The sequence below is a fragment of the Streptomyces sp. WAC06614 genome (assembly GCF_003949795.1).
Taxonomy (GTDB): domain Bacteria; phylum Actinomycetota; class Actinomycetes; order Streptomycetales; family Streptomycetaceae; genus Streptomyces.
In genome coordinates, this window is the sequence record NZ_RPRY01000126.1 from 1 (window position 1) to 20,130 (window position 20,130).

At 74.2% G+C, this 20,130-nt stretch carries 13 protein-coding genes and 1 pseudogene; 9 read left to right on the plus strand and 5 right to left on the minus strand.

Annotated features, from left to right (window positions below):
* Positions 1 to 225 precede the first annotated feature (225 nt).
* The 3 genes from EF918_RS37060 to EF918_RS18530 all read left to right on the plus strand — a co-directional run bounded on the left by EF918_RS37060 (position 226) and on the right by EF918_RS18530 (position 4,799).
* Positions 226 to 600: a hypothetical protein gene (locus EF918_RS37060; RefSeq protein WP_185921806.1), complete on the plus strand. Its 375-nt coding sequence runs from the start codon at positions 226 to 228 to the stop codon at positions 598 to 600.
* Positions 601 to 755: 155 nt separating this feature from the next.
* Complete coding sequence (locus EF918_RS18525; RefSeq protein WP_185921807.1) at positions 756 to 3,056, plus strand: ATP-binding domain-containing protein; 2,301 nt, start codon at positions 756 to 758, stop codon at positions 3,054 to 3,056.
* 171 nt (positions 3,057 to 3,227) lie between these two features.
* Positions 3,228 to 4,799: an alpha/beta hydrolase gene (locus tag EF918_RS18530; RefSeq protein WP_125647366.1), complete on the plus strand. Its 1,572-nt coding sequence runs from the start codon at positions 3,228 to 3,230 to the stop codon at positions 4,797 to 4,799.
* A gap of 63 nt (positions 4,800 to 4,862) precedes the next feature.
* Here EF918_RS18530 and EF918_RS18535 read toward each other — a convergent pair whose 3' ends face one another.
* Positions 4,863 to 5,714: a caspase family protein gene (locus tag EF918_RS18535; RefSeq protein WP_125647369.1), complete on the minus strand. Its 852-nt coding sequence runs from the start codon at positions 5,712 to 5,714 to the stop codon at positions 4,863 to 4,865.
* Positions 5,715 to 5,903: 189 nt separating this feature from the next.
* Here EF918_RS18535 and EF918_RS18540 point away from each other — a divergent pair, with 189 nt between their 5' ends.
* The 4 genes from EF918_RS18540 to EF918_RS18555 all read left to right on the plus strand — a co-directional run bounded on the left by EF918_RS18540 (position 5,904) and on the right by EF918_RS18555 (position 13,323).
* Complete coding sequence (locus EF918_RS18540) at positions 5,904 to 6,782, plus strand: DNA/RNA non-specific endonuclease (RefSeq protein WP_125647372.1); 879 nt, start codon at positions 5,904 to 5,906, stop codon at positions 6,780 to 6,782.
* Between the two features lie 129 nt (positions 6,783 to 6,911).
* Positions 6,912 to 11,090, plus strand: a complete 4,179-nt coding sequence (locus EF918_RS18545; RefSeq protein ID WP_125647375.1) for an AAA family ATPase — start codon at positions 6,912 to 6,914, stop codon at positions 11,088 to 11,090.
* A 6-nt stretch (positions 11,091 to 11,096) separates the two neighbouring features.
* On the plus strand, positions 11,097 to 12,260 hold the full coding sequence (locus EF918_RS18550; RefSeq protein ID WP_125647378.1) for a trypsin-like peptidase domain-containing protein: 1,164 nt from the start codon (positions 11,097 to 11,099) through the stop codon (positions 12,258 to 12,260).
* Between the two features lies 1 nt (position 12,261).
* Positions 12,262 to 13,323 (plus strand): serine protease, encoded by a 1,062-nt coding sequence (locus EF918_RS18555; protein ID WP_125647381.1) that lies wholly within the window; start codon positions 12,262 to 12,264, stop codon positions 13,321 to 13,323.
* 27 nt (positions 13,324 to 13,350) lie between these two features.
* Here EF918_RS18555 and lysA read toward each other — a convergent pair.
* The 3 genes and pseudogenes from lysA to EF918_RS18570 form a co-directional block, all read right to left on the minus strand.
* Positions 13,351 to 14,502, minus strand: a pseudogene (lysA, locus tag EF918_RS18560) (diaminopimelate decarboxylase); the annotation flags it as partial.
* Between the two features lie 205 nt (positions 14,503 to 14,707).
* Positions 14,708 to 15,682, minus strand: coding sequence for a GNAT family N-acetyltransferase (locus EF918_RS18565; RefSeq protein WP_125647384.1), 975 nt, complete (start codon positions 15,680 to 15,682; stop codon positions 14,708 to 14,710).
* A 234-nt stretch (positions 15,683 to 15,916) separates the two neighbouring features.
* Complete coding sequence (locus EF918_RS18570) at positions 15,917 to 16,144, minus strand: hypothetical protein (RefSeq protein WP_125647387.1); 228 nt, start codon at positions 16,142 to 16,144, stop codon at positions 15,917 to 15,919.
* Between the two features lie 247 nt (positions 16,145 to 16,391).
* On the opposite strand from EF918_RS18570, the gene EF918_RS18575 reads away from it, so the two are divergent.
* Positions 16,392 to 17,861 carry a hypothetical protein gene (locus EF918_RS18575; protein WP_125647393.1) on the plus strand — a complete coding sequence of 490 codons (1,470 nt, stop codon included), beginning with the start codon at positions 16,392 to 16,394 and terminating at the stop codon, positions 17,859 to 17,861.
* Between the two features lie 97 nt (positions 17,862 to 17,958).
* Here EF918_RS18575 and EF918_RS18580 read toward each other — a convergent pair whose 3' ends face one another.
* Positions 17,959 to 18,411 (minus strand): MarR family winged helix-turn-helix transcriptional regulator, encoded by a 453-nt coding sequence (locus tag EF918_RS18580; protein ID WP_125647390.1) that lies wholly within the window; start codon positions 18,409 to 18,411, stop codon positions 17,959 to 17,961.
* Between the two features lie 141 nt (positions 18,412 to 18,552).
* On the opposite strand from EF918_RS18580, the gene EF918_RS18585 reads away from it, so the two are divergent.
* On the plus strand, positions 18,553 to 20,130 hold a 1,578-nt coding region (locus EF918_RS18585), incomplete at its 3' end, for an MFS transporter (RefSeq protein WP_260610344.1).

The window sequence follows — 20,130 nt, forward strand, 5'->3', positions numbered from 1 at the left end:
CCCGCGCCGAGCCCGACCCCGACTCCGAGCCCGGCTCCGAGCCCGGCTCGCGAGCCGTACGCCGGCCCCGACCGGGGTTCCGGCGGGCCGCCCGTCGCGGACCCGGTCCGTGGCCCGGCGGGGGTTCCGCAGGCCCCGCCTCCGCCACCGCTCCCGGCGCCGGCACCCACCGCACCGGCACCCACGCCCTGGCCGGCCCCGGACCCCGAGCCACGGCCCGATCCGGTGCGGGAGGGCGGCGGCGCGCCCGGCGTGCTGCGCTGGGGCGCGGTGCTCGCGCTGGGGGTGTGCGGCCTGCTTCACCTGCCCCCGGAGCCGGTCGCGCTCACCTCGGGCGACCCGGCAGCGCTGCTGGCGTCGGTGGTGACCGTGGCCTGCCTGCTGGTCGCCGGCTGGCTGGCCGTCCGCGGCGGTGCGTCGCCGGCCGGCTGGCTCGCGGCCGGCGCGGTCGGCGGCGGGACGCTGGTGCTGCACCTGCTGGCGGCCCTCGGGGCGGTGGACCCGCCGCCGCTGGCGTTCGGCGCGGCCTTCGCCTGGGTCGCCGCGGCGCTCGTCCTGGTCCCGGCACTGACCGTGCTGCTGCGGCGCACGGCGGTCTGACCCGGGGCGCGGCGCACACAAAGAAATACCCCGGCCGCATTGACGGCCGGGGTATTTCCCTGCGTATATTGATTGTTTCACGCACTGGAATGCGAACAGGCATGCCGAAGCGCGTGGGAAGCTTATGGAGACACCATATCGCGTCAGGAGTGGAATTGTCAACCGAGGAATTCCGGAGCGAGCAGAAATTCGTCACGTCGCTCTACGCTCGCCTCGACGACCTGCGTGACCAGGCCGAACGGGCGGTGAAGCGGGCCCTGCGCGAGGTCGGCAACAGCGCCCAGGCGCGCCTGGAACGCGACGTGGTGGTGGCCGAGCAGTCCGGTCTGCTTTCCGCACTGGATTCCGGGGAGAACGGCCTCTGCTTCGGCCGCCTGGAGTTCTCCGACGGCCGGGACCACCACATCGGCCGGATCGGGATCCGTGAGGACGACGCCGACCTCACCCCGCTGGTCCTGGACTGGCGGGCCGAGGTCGCCCGCCCGTTCTACCTGGCCACCGGGCACCACCCGATGGGCCTGCGCCGCCGCCGGCACATCACCACCCGCGGCCGGGAGGTCACCGCGCTGCACGACGAGATCCTCGACCTCACCGACCCGGAGCGCACGGGGTACGAGGGCGCCGACGCGGACGCGGTGCTGCTCGCGGCCCTGGACGCCGCCCGCACCGGCCGGATGCACGACATCGTGGAGACCATCCAGGCGGAGCAGGACCGGATCATCCGCTCCTCGCACCGCGGGGTGCTGGTCGTGGAGGGCGGGCCGGGCACCGGCAAGACGGCCGTCGCCCTGCACCGGGCGGCGTACCTGCTGTACGCCCACCGGGAGCTGCTCGCGCGGCGCGGCGTGCTGATCGTCGGCCCGAACCCGGCCTTCCTCGGCTACATCGGGGAGGTCCTCCCCGCCCTCGGCGAGACCGGGGTGCTGCTGTCCTCCCCCGGCGAACTGTTCCCGGGGGTGCACGCCACCGGCACCGACCGCCCGGGCGCCGCCGAGGTCAAGGGCCGCGCCGCCATGGCCGAGGTGCTCGCCCGGGTGGTCGCGGACCGGCAGACGCTGCCGGAGGAGGTGCCGGCCGGCAGCGGGGAGGACGCGGACGTGGTGCCGGAGCCCGCGCTGGAGATCGAGCACGACGACTACGGGGTCCTGCTGCTGGACCGCACGATGGCGCACGAAGCCCGGGACCGCGCCCGGTCCACCGGGCTGCCGCACAACGTGGCGCGCCCGTACTTCGCCTTCCGGATCATCGACGCGCTGACCGAGCAGCTCGCGGACCGGCTCGGCGCGGACCCGTACGGCGGCCCGAACCTGCTGGGCCCCGACGACATCGCCCAGCTCGGCAAGGAGATCGCCACCAGTGGCCCGGTGCACGCCGCGATCGACACGCTGTGGCCCTACCTGACCCCGCAGCAGCTCATCGGCGACTTCCTGGCGGAGCCCACGCACCTGTCCGGGAAGGACGCGGAACTGGTCCGGCGGGCCCCCGGCGGTGCCTGGACCCCGGCGGACGTCCCCCTGCTGGACGAGGCGGCCGAGCTGCTCGGCGTCGACGACACGGCCGAGCGGGCCCGGCGGGCGCGCGAGCGGCTGGAGCGGGTGGCGTACGCGCAGGGGGTGCTGGACCTGTCGGCGGGCTCGGAGAGCTACGAGTTCGAGGACCAGGAGAACGAGTACCTGGCCGCGCACGACATCATCGACGCCGAACGGATGGCCGAGCGGCACGAGGAGGCCGACCACCGCAGTACGGCCGAGCGGGCCGCGGCCGACCGCCGGTGGGCCTTCGGGCACGTCATCGTCGACGAGGCCCAGGAACTGTCGGCGATGGCGTGGCGGCTGCTGATGCGGCGCTGCCCGACCCGCTCGATGACCCTGGTCGGGGACCCGGCGCAGACCGGCGACGAGGCGGGCTGCGGCTCCTGGCGGAGCATCCTGGAGCCGTACGTCGGGGACCGCTGGGAGCTGGTCCGGCTCGGGGTCAACTACCGTACGCCCGCCGAGATCATGGCGGTGGCGGCGGAGGTGCTGCGGGCCCGGCAGCCCGGTTTCGAGCCGCCCCGGTCGGTGCGGTCCACGGGCGTACGGCCCTGGGTGCGGGCTGCCGAGGACCTCGCGGGCACGGTGGGCGAGGAGGTGCTGCGGCACCTGCCGGCCGAGGGCCGGCTGGCGGTGATCGCGCCGCGGGCGCTGCACACGGAGCTGGCGCCGGCGCTGCCGGGCGTCCGGGCGGGCGAGGAGCCGGACCTGACGCGGACCGTGGTGCTGCTGGACCCGCGGCAGGCCAAGGGGCTGGAGTTCGACACGGTCGTGGTCGTGGAGCCGGCCGATCTGGAGCCGAGCGACCTGTACGTGGCGCTGACCCGGGCCACCCAGGCGCTGGGCGTGGTGCACTCGGCCGACCGGGCGCTGCCGGCGGGCCTGGAGCGGGCGGCGGCCGTCGGCGGGCCGGCCCCGCGGTAGGCGTGCCGTACCCCCGCCTCACCAACTGCACGTCGTTTTCGGTCACTTGTCTGCTTCTCTCCTCGTTCGTGAGGAGTAGATCGAGCCCGTCTCGGTGATGATTCGCAAAGCCGTTCCTTCCCCCAGGGTGGGGATGTCCTGACATCAGCGAAAGGAACGGCTTTCGTGCGCATGCGACGATTCGCGCCGCTGCTCGCCGCGGGCGTCTTCGCGACCGTGGTCCCGGCCCTGGCACCGGCCGGGGCCTCGGCCGCCGAGACGATCACCGCCCCCTCCTCGGACATCCTCACGCAGAAGCCCGACTGGCAGCGCTGCGACCCCGAACTGAGCGCCGCCTACGAGTGCGCGACCGTCAAGGTCCCGCTCGACCACCGCAAGCCCAAGGGCGCCACCCTGGACGTGGCGATCTCCCGGATCAAGGCCACCGATCCGGCCAAGCGGCACGGGGTGCTGCTGGCCAACCCGGGCGGCCCCGGGGGTCCCGGGCTCGACATGCCCCTCCTGATGGACGAGCACCTGCCGAAGGAGGTCCGCGAGCAGTACGACCTCATCGGCTTCGACCCGCGCGGCGTGGGCCGCAGCAGCCCGATCAGCTGCGGGCTCACCGAGGCCGAGCAGAACTGGCTGCGTCCCTACAAGGCCGAGACCTTCGCCGCCGACGTGGCGTGGGCGCGCGGGGTCGCGGACAAGTGCCGGGCGGCGGCCAAGGACGTCCTGCCGTACATCACCACCCGCAACACCGCCCGGGACATGGACGTGATCCGCGCGGTCCTGGGCGAGCGCAAGATCTCCTACCTGGGCTACTCGTACGGCACGTACCTGGGCGCGGTGTTCACGGAGATGTTCCCGCAGCGCAGTGACCGGATCGTGCTGGACAGCGGGGTCGATCCGGAGCGGGCCTGGCGCGGCATGATCCAGATATGGGCGGAGGGCGCGGAACCGGCCTTCCGGCGGTGGACGCAGTGGACGGCGCAGCGCGCGGCCGAGTACGGGCTGGGCGACACGCCGGAGGCGGTCTCGCGCACCTTCTGGGACCTGGTGGCGCGGGCGGACCGGGAGCCGATCCTGATCGACGGGCAGAAGCTGACCGGCGACGACATCCGCACCGCACGGCCGTACTTCTTCTACCCGCGGCAGGCGGCGGAGCTCGTCAAGGCGCTCAAGGCGGCCGCCGAGGGCCGGCCGCCGGCCGGCGCGCTGCCGGAGCAGTTCCTGCGGGGCCGGCTCCAGGGCCGGGCCGGGCAGCCGGCCGCGGACAACAGCACGGCGGTGTTCCTGGCCGTGGTGTGCGGGGACACCGACGCCTGGCCGCGGGACCCCGAGCAGTACCGGCGCGACGCGGTCCGGGACAAGGAGCGGTACCCGCTGTTCGGGGACTTCGCCTCGAACGTGATGCCGTGCGCGTTCTGGGACCGGCCGGTGGAGAAGGTCACGGCGGTCAACAACCGCACGCCGGTGATGACCGTGCAGAACGAGTGGGACTCCCAGACCCCGCTGGCCAGCGGTCAGGGCCTGCACCGCGCGCTGAAGGGGTCCCGGATGGTGTACGCGGCCGGTGGTGAGGGCCACGGCGTGTACCTGTTCGACCAGGCGTCGTGCGCGAACGCCCCGGTCTCGGCGTACCTGGCCACGGGCCGGCTGCCGTACCAGGACATCACGTGCACCACACCGCCCGCCGAGGGTCAGCGGCTGACCCGGCCGGGTCCGGTGCCGCCGTTCCCGGTGGCCCCGGACCGGTTCTGACCTCCGGCGACCGGAGGGCACAGGGGGCCCCGCACCGTCCTGTACGGTGCGGGGCCCCGCCGCTCAGACGGTGAACGGCTTCTGGTCGAGGAACACGGGCGAGGGGGCGCCGGTGGTGTAGAAGTTCGGGCTCTGGATGGCCGGCATGGTCTTCTGGATGTCGCGGTGGAAGTCGCGGTAGCCGCCCTGGAAGCCGCCGTTGTCCCAGACCGCGAGAAGTTTCTCGGTGAACAGTCCGTTGACCGCGCCGTCGGAGGCGACCTGGTTGTCCTGGCAGGCGCCGATCAGCAGGGCGTCGGGGGCCTGGCCGTTGTTCTTCTTCAGCTGGCGCTGGAGGTCCGCGTAGAGCTCGCGGTCCCGGTCGAGGAGCTGCTGCTGCTTGTCGCTGGGGATCACCCGGGCCGCGGCCTCGACCTGCTGGGGGGCGCTGGAGCCGAACTGGGTCTCCAGGGCCTGGGGGCTGAGGAGTTCCTGGACGGACTCGATGCTGGTGCCGCTGTGGCAGCAGTCGAGCAGGGCGACGATGCGCACGCCCTTGGCGAAGGCCTGGAACTCCTTGTACAGCTCGTCGTCGAGGAACTGCCGGTCGAAGAAGACGAGGGTCTCGTCCTTGCGGTCGGTCTCGACGTCCGCGTCGCCGGTGAGGTCGGGCATCTGGCCGCCGTGGCCCGAGTAGGTGAAGAGCAGGATGTCACCGCTGACGAGTTGGCGGGCGGCCTCGCGCAACTGGGCGGTGATGTTCTGCACGGTCCCGTCCCGGGTGAGGATCAGGGTGTCGGAGAACCCGTTGGCGCGGGCGATCGCGGCCATGTCGCGGGCGTCGTTCTCGCAGGCCACGAGCTGGCCGTTCCAGCCGTCGTACCGGGCGGGGTCGACGCTGTTGAGGCCGATGTGCAGGGACAGACCGGTGGGCATGGGGGCTCCTTGTCGGGCGGGCGCACGAAGGGACGACTGCATGGGTTCCGTGGCCGCCACGGTCTGAACCAGGGGGGCGGGTACGCCGCCCGATCGGGTCTGCCGACACGGGTCGAGGGGGTGGCCGCTGTTCGGGTGGCCCGGTGCACCGCACCGTGAAGGATGCGCTCCGCGCGGTACTTCCATCATATGAACGCAATTGAGTCGCCGCCGGATCTGGCGGCGCGTGCCGGTGCGCTCGACGACCGTACCGGCTACGACGAGGCCTTCCTCGGCCCGGTGGTCCCCCTGCCCCTGCCCACCTCGCCCGCCGTCGAGACGGTGGTCCTGCACTACACGCACTTCACGGTCGTGCACCGTCCCGACCGCAGGCTGGCCGCGGCCACCGCCGTGTGCATCGACGGCGCGAAGCTGCTGCCGGACGTGCCCCGGGAGGACAACTGGGAGTTCGACCCCCGGCTCCCGGAGTCCCAGCAGGCCGGCAACGACATCTACCGCAACAACACCCTGGACCGCGGCCACCTGGTCCGCCGGCTCGACCCGGTCTGGGGGGCCACGGCCGAGGCGAACCGCGCCAACAACGACACCTTCCACTACACCAACGCCGCCCCCCAGCAGGACATCTTCAACCAGGGCAAGCAGCTCTGGCAGGGCCTGGAGAACTTCCTGCTCGACCACGCGGCCGAGTTCGACCGCAAGCTCACCGTCATGACCGGCCCCGTCCTGCACGAGTCCGACCCGCCCTACCGCGGCATCCAGGTCCCGCTGCGCTTCTGGAAGGTGGCGGCCTTCATCCAGGGCGGCCGGCTGGCCTCCACCGCGTACATCCTGGACCAGAGCCCCGACCTCAGCCGCGACTACGAGCGGGCCATGGCCGGCGCCCGGCCGGGCGACCCGCCGCCGCTGGGGGCGTTCCGCACCTTCCAGGTGCCCGTCTCCGACATCGTCGACCTCACCGCCCTGCAACTGGGACCGCTGCCGGCCGCCGACCTGATGCCGGTCACCCGGGCACCGGCCGAGCGCTGGAAGCGGCTGGAGTCGCACGACGACATCGTCCTCGGGAAGTGACACCGAGGACCGGCCGACGACGGTGATCAGCCGCCTTGCAGGGGTACGGAGCGGGTGAAACCATGACAGATATCAGGCTGTCCGTCCTCCCGCGCCGCAGCGGCGGCAGTGCAGGTGCGCAGGTGCGCTATGTCGCTCACCGATACCGAATGGGACCTCGTCACCGAGTGGACACGGGACCACTTCTTCACCACCACGGAGCCCGCACCCCGGCTCCGGCAGTTCGGGTTCCCCGCCGAGTTCGTCGGACGGCTGCCGCTCGGTCCCCGGGCCGGTGAGAACGCCGTAGCCCTGGTGGAGGCCGTCCGGGGCGAGGGCGTCGAGCTCCAGCAACTGCTGCTGCAGACCCTGTCCGAGCTCGGCTCCCTCGCCTCCCTCCCGGCCGCGGAGATGGTCCTGAAGTTCAAGGGTGAACTGGACGAGGCCGCGCGGCTGCACCGGTCGCCGGAGGACCATTTCCTCACCACCGTGCTGAAGAACGGCGCCGAGGTCTTCCTCGACCGGGCCGATCTGCGCCGCAGCATCCGGGAATTCATCGACGACCCCGACAAGACCGTGCTGGTGGTCGACGGGGAACCCGACAGCGGGCGCTCGTACACCTACAGCTTCATCCGCCATCTGGGCGTGCACTGCGGGTTCCGCCCGGTCCGGGTCACCCTGGACCGCACCTCGACCGCCGAACAGGTGGTCCAGCGGCTGGCCGAGTTCGTGGCCGATCCGCACGCCGCCGCACCCGCCGCCCCACCGTTGAACCCGACACGGTTGAACGATCCACTTCCGTCGATCGACGACGCCGTGCACCGCATCGTCAGCCAGGCGACCGCCGCGACCGAACAGTTCTGGCTGGTCCTGGACGAGTGCGACAAGCTCGACGTCACCTCGGACGTCTGGGACTGCATCGGCAAGCTCGCCCTCGCCGTCTACGAGCACGCCCCCGTACGGCGCCGGGCCGCGCCCCGGCTGGTGCTGCTCGGCTACTCCTCCACGATGCGGCAGCTGCCGTACGAGATCCGCAAGAACGAGGTGCGCGACACCGCGCGGATCGCGGAGCCCGAGGACCTCCAGCGGTTCCTGCGGCAGTTCTTCACGGACACCCCGGCCCCCGGCGCCGACGCCCCGCCCGCCCAGGAACGCGTCGAGGCCCTGGTCGGCGCCGTGCTGCCGGCCCTGCTGGAGGCGGCCCGGGCCCCCGGCACGGACAGCTACATGCGCAAGGTGTGCACGGCCGTCGAGGAGACCGTGCGGCTGTACCGCTCGCTGGCCCCCGGCGAGGACCTCGCCGCCCGGCTGGGCGAGCGGCTGCGCCGCGACGCGGCCGCGCCGGGCCCGCCGCCCGTGCCCGACCTGCGCGCGGCCTACCGGGCCGCCGCCTGCCTGCTCACCCGGTTCGAGCCCGCCACCCTGCGGCTGCCCGGGGAGGCGGAGCCCACCGGCCGGGCCGACCTCCAACTCGTCGGGGACTGCCGGACCGTGGGCACCCGGGCCACCCTCACCTGGGTGCTCAAGCCCGCCGTCCGCGACACGGCGCTGCGCTCCCTCGCCGGCCCGGAGCAGGCCCGGCTCGGCCTGCTGGCCAACCTCGACCAGGTCCCGCCGGGCCCCGGCCCCGAGCGGACCGCCCTGGCCTACCTCGAAGGCTCCGGCCCCCGCCTGCCCGGCCTGGACGCCGAGGAGCTCACCCACACCCTCCAGGCCGTCCTGTGGCTGGACCGGATCCCCGGCATCACCGGGATCCCGGACCCCGGCGAGGTCCAGCGGCTGCTGGAGCGGGCCCGGCTGGCACAGCCGCTGGAGCGCCTGGTGCGGGAGCCCTTCCAGGGCCGCGCCGCCGAGCTGGCCGCCCTGCGCACGTACCTCGGGCTGCCGCCGGACACCGGCCCCGGGCGGGCGCACCGCGCCCCGACCGTCCCGGAGGGGTTCTTCCCGCGGGCCTGGGGCGGGCTGGTGCCGCCGGTGCTGGTCCAGGGGCCGGGCGGGATCGGCAAGAGCACGCTGCTGGCGAAGTTCCTGCTGGACGCCGTGGCGGAGGTCCCCGACGGTTTCCCGTTCACCTACATCGACTTCGAACGGCCCAGCCTCTCGGTGCACGAACCGGCCACCCTGATCGCCGAGATGGCCCGCCAGCTCGGCATCCAGTTCCCCGCGCACCGCGAGGAGTTCGACGCGTTGGCCCAGGAGTGCGAGGAGGCCGCCGGCACGCACCGCGCCGAGCAGGGCACCGTCGACGAGCTGTACGAGCTGACCACCACCCGGGCGACCCTCGCCCGGCAGACCTCCTCCGGGGTGCACGCCCTGGCCGCCGCCCGGGAGGCCGACCTGGCCCGGCGGCTGGGCGCGCTCGTGGTCCGGGCCGGCCCGGCGGCGCCCGGCGCCGCGCAGCCGCCGCTGGTCGTCGTCATCGACTCCTTCGAGGAGGCCCAGTACACCGGCTCGCCCGTGCTGGGCCGGATGTGGGCCGTGTGGGCGGCGTTCCAGGAGACCCACCCCCGGATGCGCAGCATCGTCTGCGGACGGCTGGTCGACCACCCGGGGCGGCCGGTGCAGCCGCTGCTCATCGAGCTCGGCGAGCTCGACCGGGAGGCCGCGGTCGCCCTGCTGATGTCCTGCGGGGTGACCGACGCCCCGCTGGCCGGGGAACTCGCCGACCGGGTCGGCGGCCACCCGCTCAGCCTCAAGCTCGCCGCCCGCGCGGCCGCGCAGGAGGACGGCGGGACCGGGGCGCTGGGCGAGCTGGTCGCGAGCCTGCCGGCCAGACGGCACTTCCTGCGCCAGGTCGACCGGATGCTGATCCAGGGCATCCTCTCCGAACGCATCCTCGCCCGCATCACCGATCCGGGCGTACGCGCCCTGGCCCGGGCCGGGCTCGCGCTGCGCACCATCACCCCCGAGCTGGTCCGCGAGGTGCTGGCCGGGCCCTGCGGCCTGGACGTGCCCACGGCCGAGGAGGCCGACCGGCTGTTCGGCGGGCTGGCCCGGCTGGACCTGGTGGAACCGGCCGGGCCCGGGGCCGTACGGCACCGCGCCGACCTGCGCGCCATCATGCTGCGGCTCGCCGAGCGGGACCGGACCGACCTGGTGCGGGCGGTCGGGGAGCGGGCGGTGGCGTACTACGGGGCCCGCGACGGGCTGGAGGACCGGGCCGAGGAGGTCTACCACCGGCTGCGGCTGAACGAGAGCCCGCGCACGGTGGAGGAGCGCTGGCTGCCCGGGATCGAACGGTTCCTCGAAGGGGCCGAGGCGGACATGGCCGGCCGCGCCGCCGCCTATCTCTCCGGGCACCTGGGCGGCCACACCCCGGCCGAGGTGCTGGCCGAGGCCGACCTGGAGGACTGGGAGCGGATCACCGCCCGCGAGGTGGAGGACCTGCTCGCCCAGGGCTTCCTGGACGAGGCGGCCGACCGGCTGTCCGCCCGCCGCCCGTGGACCGCCGGCAGTCCCCTGCACCCGCTGTGGGTGGAGACCCTGGACCGGCAGGGCCGGCGCGCCGAGGCCCGGGCCGCGGCGGACGAGGCGGCGGACCGGGCCGACCGGGCCGGGTTCCCCGAGCTCCAACTGGAGCTGCTGCTGCAGTCGGCGCGGCTGGCCGAGGAGGACGGGGACCTGGCCGAGGCCGACCGCGACCTCGCCGACGCCGAGCAGCTCGCCGGCGGCCTCGGCCGTGACTTCGAGGCGATGGGGGCGCTGCTGGCCCGCGCGCGGCTGGGCGGGGCCGGCGGACGGCGGGACCCGGAGGTCGCGGGGCGGCTCGCCGCGCGACTGCGGGAGCTGCCCGACGAGGAACTGTCCCGGCAGCCGGCGCTGGTGCGCGCGGCCGCCGCCGAGGTCTCCCAGGACCATCCGCGGCTGCTGGCCCACACCCTGGACGTCGTGGGCCTGCCCGAGGCGGAGGACGGGGTGCTGGACGCCCTCGCCCGGGCGATCGGCCACGCCGTCTCCGGCCGCCCGGAGCTGCGCGACTCGCTGCGCAAGCTGCTGGACCGGGCCGCCGGCCCACCGCAGGAGACGCCCCCGCAGCCGGCCGGCGGGGCCCGCGATGCGTCCCTGGGCCCGGGCGCCGCTACGCCCCCGCAACCGGCCGGTGGTGCGCCCGCCGGGACGGCGGGGGTGCTGCGCGAGGCGCGCCGGCGCGGCACGCTCGACCGGCTGGCGCGCCGGCTGCTCAACCTCGGTGACCCGAGCGGCGAACTGGCCTCGGGCGTGGCGGCGGCGATGAACGCCGGCGCCCCGGCCGCCGCCGTCACCCCGTCCCCGGCGCCCCGCCCCGAGGGCGCCCGTCCCTACGGAGGGAACGGCCACCGTGCGGCCTGATCGACCATGAGCGACCCGTACCTCTCGCACGAAGAGATCCAGAAGCTGACCGCGACGGCGCTGGAGCAGGGCCTCGCGAACCCCATGATGCGCAACCTGCTGTTCGCGGGGATCCTGCCCAGGTACTACGGCGCCCTGCCGATGCTGCCCGCCCCCGGCCCGCAGGTGCAGTCCGACCTCAACGAGATGAACCGGGTCGAGCGGCTGATCGACGGCAGCGTCCCGCTGGCCCTCTGGCTGCGCAACGCCGCCGACCAGGTCACCGACGCCGCCGCCCGCGACGCGTTCCTCGGCGCCCTGGACCGGGTCGCCCGGGACGCGTCCGGGGAGCCGGACGTGGCACCCCGGGTGCCGGCCGGCGAGACCAAGGAGGAGATCGTCTTCCGGGACGACACGGTCCCCTTCGCCTTCCTCGGCGACGGCGCCCTCGCCGGGGCCTCGGTCGGCCGGATCAAGGTGCTGCCCTACCAGGGCGGCGCGCTGCTCCAGCCGCTGGCCCTGCCGCACAACGGCACCGGCTGGCTGATCGCCCCCGGCCTGCTGGTGACCAACCACCACGTGGTGTACGCCCGCAAGCGCACGGCCGGCGCACGCGAGGTGGTCGCCGAGGCGGACCTCAGGCTCCAGGCGACCGGCTCCCGGACCCGGTTCGACTACCTCACCGAGGACGACCCGGACGCCCAGGAGGTGCCCGGCGCCGACCTGCTGGCCTGGGACGAAGAGCTCGACTACGCCATGCTGCGGCTGGCCGACGGGGCCCCGCCGCGGACGTACCTGCGGGTCGCGACCGAGCCGCTCACCGTCACCAAGGACCTGCCGATGGCGGTCAACATCATCCAGCACCCGGGGGGTGAGCCCAAGCGGATCGCCCTGCGCAACAACCTGGTGTTCGAGGCCGACGAGCACGACGTGCGCTACTTCACCGACACCCGCGGCGGTTCCTCCGGCTCGCCCGTGATGACGGACGACTGGACGGTGGTGGCGCTGCACCGGGGCACGCGCCGGGTCTCGGACGTCAGCTTCCAGGGCAAGAGCACGGCTTTCGTCAACGTGGGCACGCAACTGAGCGCCGTTCTCGGGCACGTACGGGATCACTTCCCGGCGGTGCACGCCGAGATCACGGCCGCCCAGGCGGCCCTCGACCGGCAACGGCAGACCCAGGAGGTGTGAGATGAGCGGTGGTTCACCGGTGGCGACGCGGCCCGAGCAGGTCTTCCGCGAGGACCTGGCGGAGGTCGCGGCACGCGTGCGCAAGGGGCTGGAGGAGGAGATCACCGAGTCCGAGCAGGAACTGCCGCCGCAGGAGGCGACGGCGGACCGGATCGGGCGGGCCGCCCAGGAGGAACGGGCGCGGGTGCTGGAGGCGGGGGCGCGCGGGCTGGAGAAGCTCGCGGCGGGCCGCGACGACGACCTCGACGAGGACGAGTCGTTCGGTGTGGAGGCGATCGTCCTGCTCGAAGGCCGGCCGGCGATCCTGGTCCAGCGCCAGGACTTCCCCTCCCAGGCCGGTGACTGGGCGGTCCTGGACGGGCAGCGGGCCGGCATCCGCGAGTCCCTGGCCCGGGTGGGCCGGGTGGAGGTGACCGGGCACGCCGACCTGGACTGGCTGGGCACCGGCTTCCTGGTCGCGCCGGACGTGGTGATGACCAACCGGCACGTCGCCGCCGAGTTCGGCCGGGCCGACGGCGCGGGCGGCTTCGTGTTCCGCGAGGGCATGACCGCGCGGGTGGACACGGCGGAGGAGTTCGACGCCCCGGAGACCGACGCGCTGGAGTTCGCCGTCACCGGGATCGTCGGGATCCACCAGAACGTGGACATGGCCCTGCTGCGGGTGGCCCCCACCTCCGGCGGCGGCGGGTCGCTGCCGGCCCCGCTGCGGGTGTCCGGCACGGAGCCGGCGGACCTCTTCGGGCGGCCCGTGTACGTGGTGGGCTATCCGGCGCGGGACGGCCGGCGCAACGAGCCGGAGGCCATGAGCCGCATCTTCATGGACATCTACAACGTCAAGCGGCTCCAGCCGGGCACCGTCACCGGGATCCGGCCGGACGGCTCGATGGGCCACGACTGCTCGACGCTGGGCGGCAACAGCGGGTCGCCCGTCCTCGACCTGGCCGAACACCAGGTGATCGGCCTGCACTTCGGCGGAAGGTTCCGGTCCGGCAACTTCGCCGTCCCGCTCTTCCGGATGACGGACGACCCGCTGCTGAAGCGGGCGCAGGTCAACTTCGTCTGATCCGCGGAGAGAGAAGAGGGCCGCCGCTCAGCCGCCGATGTCGCGGGTGCGGAAGTCCTCCAGGGTCTCGCGGCGCACCAGCAGCCGGGACCGTCCCCCGTCGACGGCGACCACCGGCGGGCGGCCGACCATGTTGTAGCCGGAGGCCATGGACAGGTGGTACGCGCCCGCGACCGGGACGGCGAGCAGATCGCCGGGGCGGACGTCGCCGGGCAGGTCCACGTCGGCGGCGAGCACGTCCCCGGCCTCGCAGTGCCGGCCCACGACGGTGGTCCGGCAGGGCTCGGCCGCGCTCGCGCGTCCGACCAGCCGGGGCGCGTAGCGGACCCCGTACAGCGCCGGGCGCGGATTGTCGCTCATCCCGCCGTCGACGGCCACGAAGGTCGTGCCGGCCGTGCGTTTGACGGCCAGCACCCGGTAGAGCGCCACTCCGGCCGGTCCGACGACGGCCCGGCCGGGCTCGACCAGCAGCCGGGGCACGGGCAGTCCGGCGGCGGAGCAGCTCGCGCGGAGTTCGGTGCGCAGTCGGCGGGCCAGGGCGGTGGGGTCGAGGGCGGGTTCGCCCGGGCGGTAGGCCACGCCGTGGCCGCCGCCCATGTCCAGCTCGGTGAGGACCACGCCGTGGCCGTCGCGGATCCGGGCCATCAGGCCGACCATCCGGCGCAGCGCGGCGACGTACGGCTTGACCTCGGTGATCTGGGAGCCGATGTGGCAGTGCAGGCCGGTCAGGCGCAGCTGGGGCTGGCCGAGTATCCGGGCGATGGCGTGCTCGGCGTAGCCGTCGGTGAGGGAGAGCCCGAACTTCTGGTCGTCGGTGCCGGTGCGGATCTTCTCGTGGCCGCCGGCCGGGACGCCGGGGACGACCCGGACCATCACGTCCTGGCGGCCGTCGGGTCCGACGGCGGCGGCCAGCCGGGCGATCTCCGACGGGCTGTCGATGACGATGCGGCCGACGCCGAGCCGCAGGGCGGTGTCGATGTCGCGGGGGGACTTGGCGTTGCCGTGCAGCAGGATGCGCTCGGGCGGGAAGCCGGCGGTGACGGCGAGTTCGAGCTCGCCGGCCGAGCAGACGTCCAGGCCCAGGCCCTCCTCGTCGATCCAGCGGGCCACGGCCCGGGACAGGAAGGCCTTGGCGGCGTAGAAGACCTCGCCCTCGGGGAAGGCGTCGCGGTAGGTCCGGCCGGGGTCCGTTCTTCAGGCTCGGCGTCGTCGTCGGCGTACTGGAACAGGCACATGAGAGGTCCTCCCTGAGGAACCACGAGCGGTTGCTGAGACCGAAGCTATGCCCGCACCGGTGCGTTCCGCGCCCCGCCCTGACGGGACCTTGACGCCTGGGGGCCGTCTCGATACGCGTCACTGACGGGGTCACCGCCGCCGGCCCCGTTCACCCGTTCGTGGGAACCCCCTGGGGCGGGCGGCCGGTGAGGGGCCGGGCGTACTCCGTACGCTCGGCGAAGCGGGTGTAGCCGGCCCGCTCGAAGGCCCTGGCCATCGCGACGTTGGCCGCGTCGCAGTCACCGACGATCCGGGTCGCGCCGTGCGCGGCCAGGACGCGGGTGCCGCGGGCCACGACCGAGGCGGCGTAGCCCTTGCCGCGGTGGGCGGGGACGACACCGACGAAGCCGATGACGGCGGCGCCGGGGTTCTCGGCGGGCAGGCTGATCACGGCCGGGGTGCCGTCGGTGTCGTAGCCGAGTTCCCACCAGTGCGGCTCGTGGTGCAGCCCGGAGGTGTCGTCGAAGAGCAATCGGGCGGCGGCGCGCGGGCCGTGCTCGGCCGTCATGGCCGCGAGACGGGCGTCGGCGGTGTCGCCGAGCAGCTCGGCGAGGACCTCGACGAACGGCTCGGGGCCGAGGTCGGCGAGCGGACGGAACGTCAGCCGGGCGTCGTCCGGCGGCAGTTCGGCGCCGGGCGGGAGGTGGCGCTGGAAGCGGCGGCCGTCGCGGATCACGGCGAAGCCGGACCGGCGCAGGAGTTCACCGCGCCGGGCCGGGTCCCGCTGGAACTGCGGGGCCTGCGCGGGCGCGTCCACGACGTGCTCCAGCTCGGTCGCGCCGAGGTCGCGCGCCAGCGCGGCCGCGGCGTCCAGCAGGGCGTCCGCGACGCCGGGGGCGTTCTCGGGGGCCTCGAACAGGACGACGGCGTACGGGACCGGGTCGCCCGGGACGGTCCACAGTACGACGCTGCCGGCCGGCCGGCCGTCGTCGCCCTCGGCGACCAGGCACCACTCGGGGCGGGTGCAGCCGCGTTCCAGGAGCTGGGTCAGGTACGCGCGGGTGGCGGCGTTGCGTTCGGGGTCGCCGGGATGCTCGACCAGGGCGGGGAGTTCGTCGGGGCGGGCGGTGCGCACGATGGCCATGTCGGTCCTCGGGAGGGGTGGCGGGGACGGCCGCCGGCTTCCGGCCGGCGCCGGGCCGGATCACTTCCGGCCTTCGCGACGTTAGCCGTCCCCGTCCTCCCGACTCCAGGTGTTTTCACCGGGCCCGCCGCTGCCGGGCCCCGCACGACGGCCGCACCCGCCGCTGCCGGGCTCCGCGTCCCCGGCCCTACCGGCCCTACCGGCCCTGCCGGCCGGGCCGGGGGCGCCGGCGCTTCAGGCGGATATTCCGGACAGGCCGTTCGGCGGTCCCTGCACCACGCCCCCGAAGGCGTCCATGCACGGGGCGCAGTAGTGCTCCGTCTCGGGCTCCTCCCCGCCGGGGACGGCCGGCTCCGCGGGCAGCAGGAAGCCGCACAGCGCACTGGCGCCGGCGTCCTTGGCCAGCACGTGCCACACCAGCCGACGGCGGCCGTCGGTGGACTCGGCGCGCATCTCGTACATGGGCGTACCGCCTCTCCGCGTTCGACAGGGGCCGAGGTAACCCCCGCCCGCTGTCCATGAGAGGGCCAAGTGGCGGATGGGGCCAACGGGGGTGGGCCAACGGGTGGAACCTGGCCGGGACCAGGTTTGAACGGGCGCGTCGTGTCATGGCCGGAATGCGCCGTTACCGGCGGGACGCCTGGCATGATCCCTCACTACGTTACCTGCCGGTAGCAACACCCCTCCATTTCAAAGGTCATACGTGTACGTGCGCACGCTCGCCAGACGCCTCCTCCTGCCCGGTCTCACGGCCCTGGCGCTCACCGCCACCGGCTGCGCCTCGACGGCACCCACCGGCGCGGCCCCCGCGAACACCACCGCCGCCCCCTCCCCCGGCGACGGCACCGAACGGCTCGACGTGGCCGCCGCGCCCCAGGGTGGGGACGGACCGACACCGCTGGCCCGGGTCGGGGCCGGCAAGGGCGGGGCCGAACCGTCCGCGCTGAAGGTCGCCTCCTACGACCGCGCGACGGGACGGGCCGTCATATCCAAGGCCCCGCACGGGGCCGGCACCACCACGCCCTCGCCGGGCACCGGCGGCACCAAGGCGCCGCAGCAGGGCGGCTCCGGGTCGGGCCGGGCCCCGGGCTCGGGCACCTCGGCCCCGGGCACCGGCGGCGCCGACAAGGCCGTGGCCGTCGGCGACGTGATCGCCAGCGCGCCGGCGCCGGGCGCTCCGGACGGACTGCTGGCCAAGGTCACCGAGGTCCTCGGTACGACCGACAAGGGCACCGAGGTCAAGACCGCCTCGACCACGCTGTCCTCCGTCCTCAAGGACGACAAGGCCGACGGCAAGGTCCCCGTCGACCCCTCCGCCGTCACGGTCGTGCCGCTGATGAAGGGCGTCAGCTTCTCCTGGGCCAAGAGCCAGGGCCTGCGGTTCGGCCCCGAGGGCGCCAAGCTCCCCCTGGGCAACCTGCGGCTCGACGTGGACGCCCCGGTCGAGACCGCCCCGGGCACGCCGGTCTCGGCCGGCGCCTCGGTCTCCGGTTTCGTCCAGCTCGCTCCCACGCTGGAGTTCGCCTACGACGGCTCGGGCGGGGGTGGCCCGCGCTCGGCGTTCCTCGGCATGAGCGGGGACTGGTCCTCGCAGTGGAGCCTGAAGGGGCACGCCGCCGCGAGCACCGGCTCGCCCCGGCGGATCCCGTTCGCCAAGCTGCACACCGCCCCGGTGATCCAGGTCGGCCCGGTCCCGGTCGTCGTCACCCTCGACCTGACCCTGTACGTCCAGGTCGAGGCCGACGGGCACGTCACCCTGGAGGTCCGCCAGGACGTCCAGGGCGACTTCCGGGTGGGCGGCAGCTACGCCACCGGCAAGGGCTGGAGCCCGGTCAGCGCCTCCACGGTCCGGAGCACGCCGGTGAAGGCCGAGGTCACCGCCGCCGGGCGGGTCAAGAGCGCGATCGGCGCCGAGGCCTCGGTCGGCCTGTACGGAACCGTCGGCGTCTCGGCCGACTTCGCCCCGTACCTGCGGGGTGAGGCCGATGCCAAGGCGTCCGCCTCGACCGACGGCAAGACGTCCGTGAGCGGGGCCTGGGCCCTGTACGGGGGCTTCGACCTGAGCGGCAACCTCCAGCTCCAGCTGTCGCTGTTCGGCACGCCCGTCTTCGAACGCCGGATCCCGCTGGGCTCGCTGAACCGCGAGTGGCCGCTGGCGGGCGCCAAGGCAGCCGGCTAGCCGGCGCAACGGGCACCGGTACGGAACGGGGCCGGGGCGGACACCGTGCGGTGTGCGCCCCGGCCCCGACGCGTTCCCGGCGGCTGGGCCACCCGGCTCAGGCCTTGCGGGGGCGGGCCTTCTCCAGGCCGGGGCGCAGCCGGTCGAGCAGGGCGTACAGGGTGGCGCTCTCCTCGGGGTCGAGAGCGTCGAGCGCGCCGTGCGTGGCCTGCATCTCCTCGCGCACCTGGCGGATGATCTCGCGGCCCGCGTCCGTGGCGACCACGTTCTTCACCCGGCGGTCGGCGGGATCGGGCTCGCGGCGGACCAGGCCGCGGGACTCCAGGCGGTCCACGATCCCGGTGACGTTGGACGCGTCGCAGACCAGCAGGGTGGCCAGCCCGCGCATCGGCAGCGGGCCGTTGAGCTGGGCGAGGACCTTGGCCTGGGTGGAGGTCAGGCCGCGCTCGGCCGCGGCGGCGGCGAAATCGCGCCACTGGGCCGTGCCGATCTTGGCGAGCAGCTCCAGCAGCTCCAGCTTGGTGGGGGTCTCACGGGCGGTGGTGCTCATGCTGCGAGGCTACCGACTTTACTTGACATTATCAATTGTTTACTTGACCACCTCAAGCATCTTTCCTTACCTTCGAGGAAGTACTTGATGTCATCAAACATCTGCTACCTGAAGCACTGAGCCCCGAAGGTCCTCCCCCTCATGACCACCGCCCCCGCCACCGCCACCCCGGCCGACGCCGCCGCGCCCGGGACCAGGAACGAGACGGTCATCGTCCTCGCCCTGAGCCTCGCCGCCATGGTCGTCTCGATGATGCAGACCCTGCCGGTCCCCATCCTGGGTCTCATCCGTGCCGATCTCGGCACCTCCGCCGCCGACGTGAGCTGGGTGACCACCGCGACCCTGCTCTCCGCCGCCGTGTTCACCCCGCTGCTCGGCCGCTTCGGCGACCAGCACGGCAAGAAGCCCACGCTGGTGGCCGTCCTCGGCGTGATGGTGGCGGGCTCCGTGATCGCCGCCGTGGCGAGCTCGCTGCCCCTGCTGATCCTCGGCCGGGTCCTCCAGGGCGCCGCCACCGCGATCTTCCCCCTCGCCCTGTCCGTGCTGCGCGAGGAGGTCCGCCCGCAGAAGCTGCCCGGCGCGATGGCCCTGGTCAGCGGCACCCTGGCGTTCGGCAGCGGCCTCGCACTGGTCGCCACCGGCCTGCTCACCTCGGGCTCCGACGCCGACTACCGCAGCGCCTTCTGGATGGCGACCGGCTTCGCCGCCCTGGCCCTGCTCGCCGTCGTCCTGCTGGTGCCCGCGACCCGGCACAAGACCGGCGGCCGGACCGACTTCCTCGGCGCGCTGACCCTCGGCATCACCCTGCTGCTGCTCCTGCTGCCCATCTCGCAGGGCCACGAGTGGGGCTGGACCGACGCCCGTACGCTCGGCAGCTTCGCCGGCGCCGCCGTGATGACCGTCGTCTGGGTCCTCACCGAGCTCAAGGTCGCCGAACCGCTCGTCGACATGCGGATGTTCGTCCACCGCCCGGTGCTCATGGCGAACCTCGCCGGCATCCTGGTCGGCTTCGGCATGTTCGCCAACTTCCTCGGCGTCTCGTACCTCGTCCAGATGCCCGAGGCCCTCACCGGCTACGGCTTCGGCGCGTCCATCCTGCGCGCCTCGGTGGAGTTCCTGCTGCCCGGCGCGATCGTCTCGCTGCTCGCCTCGCCCGTCGGCGGCCAGCTCGTCCGGCACCGCGGCCCGCGCCTGGCCCTGGTCCTGGCCGCGGCCCTCGGCGCCGTCGGCTTCGGCTGGCTCGCCCTCGACCACGGGCACACCGCGTCGGTGATCGGCGCCGGCGTGATCGTCGGCGCGGCCGTGAGCTTCGGCTACGCCGCCATGCCGGCCGTGATCATGTCCAGCGTCCCGCCCCACCAGAGCGGCATCGCCAACGGCATCAACTCGATCTCCCGCTCCACCGGCAGCGCGATCGGCAGCGCCATCGTCACCACGATCCTGGCGTCGAAGACGATCGAGCACCTGCCTCCGGGCGTCCCGGCCCTGCCCGCCGAGTCCGGCTTCACGCTGACCTTCTGGATCGGCGCCGCCGCCTTCGCCCTGGTCGCGCTCATCGCCTGGCCGGGCCTGCGCACGCACCGCCACACCCTCGCCACGGCGGCCCCGGCGGCCACGGCGGCCGCCGTGGCGAGGGTGTGGCGGTGCGTGCGCCGGCCCGGCCAGGCGATGAGCGCGACCAGGGCGAAGGCGGCGGCGCCGATCCAGAAGGTCAGCGTG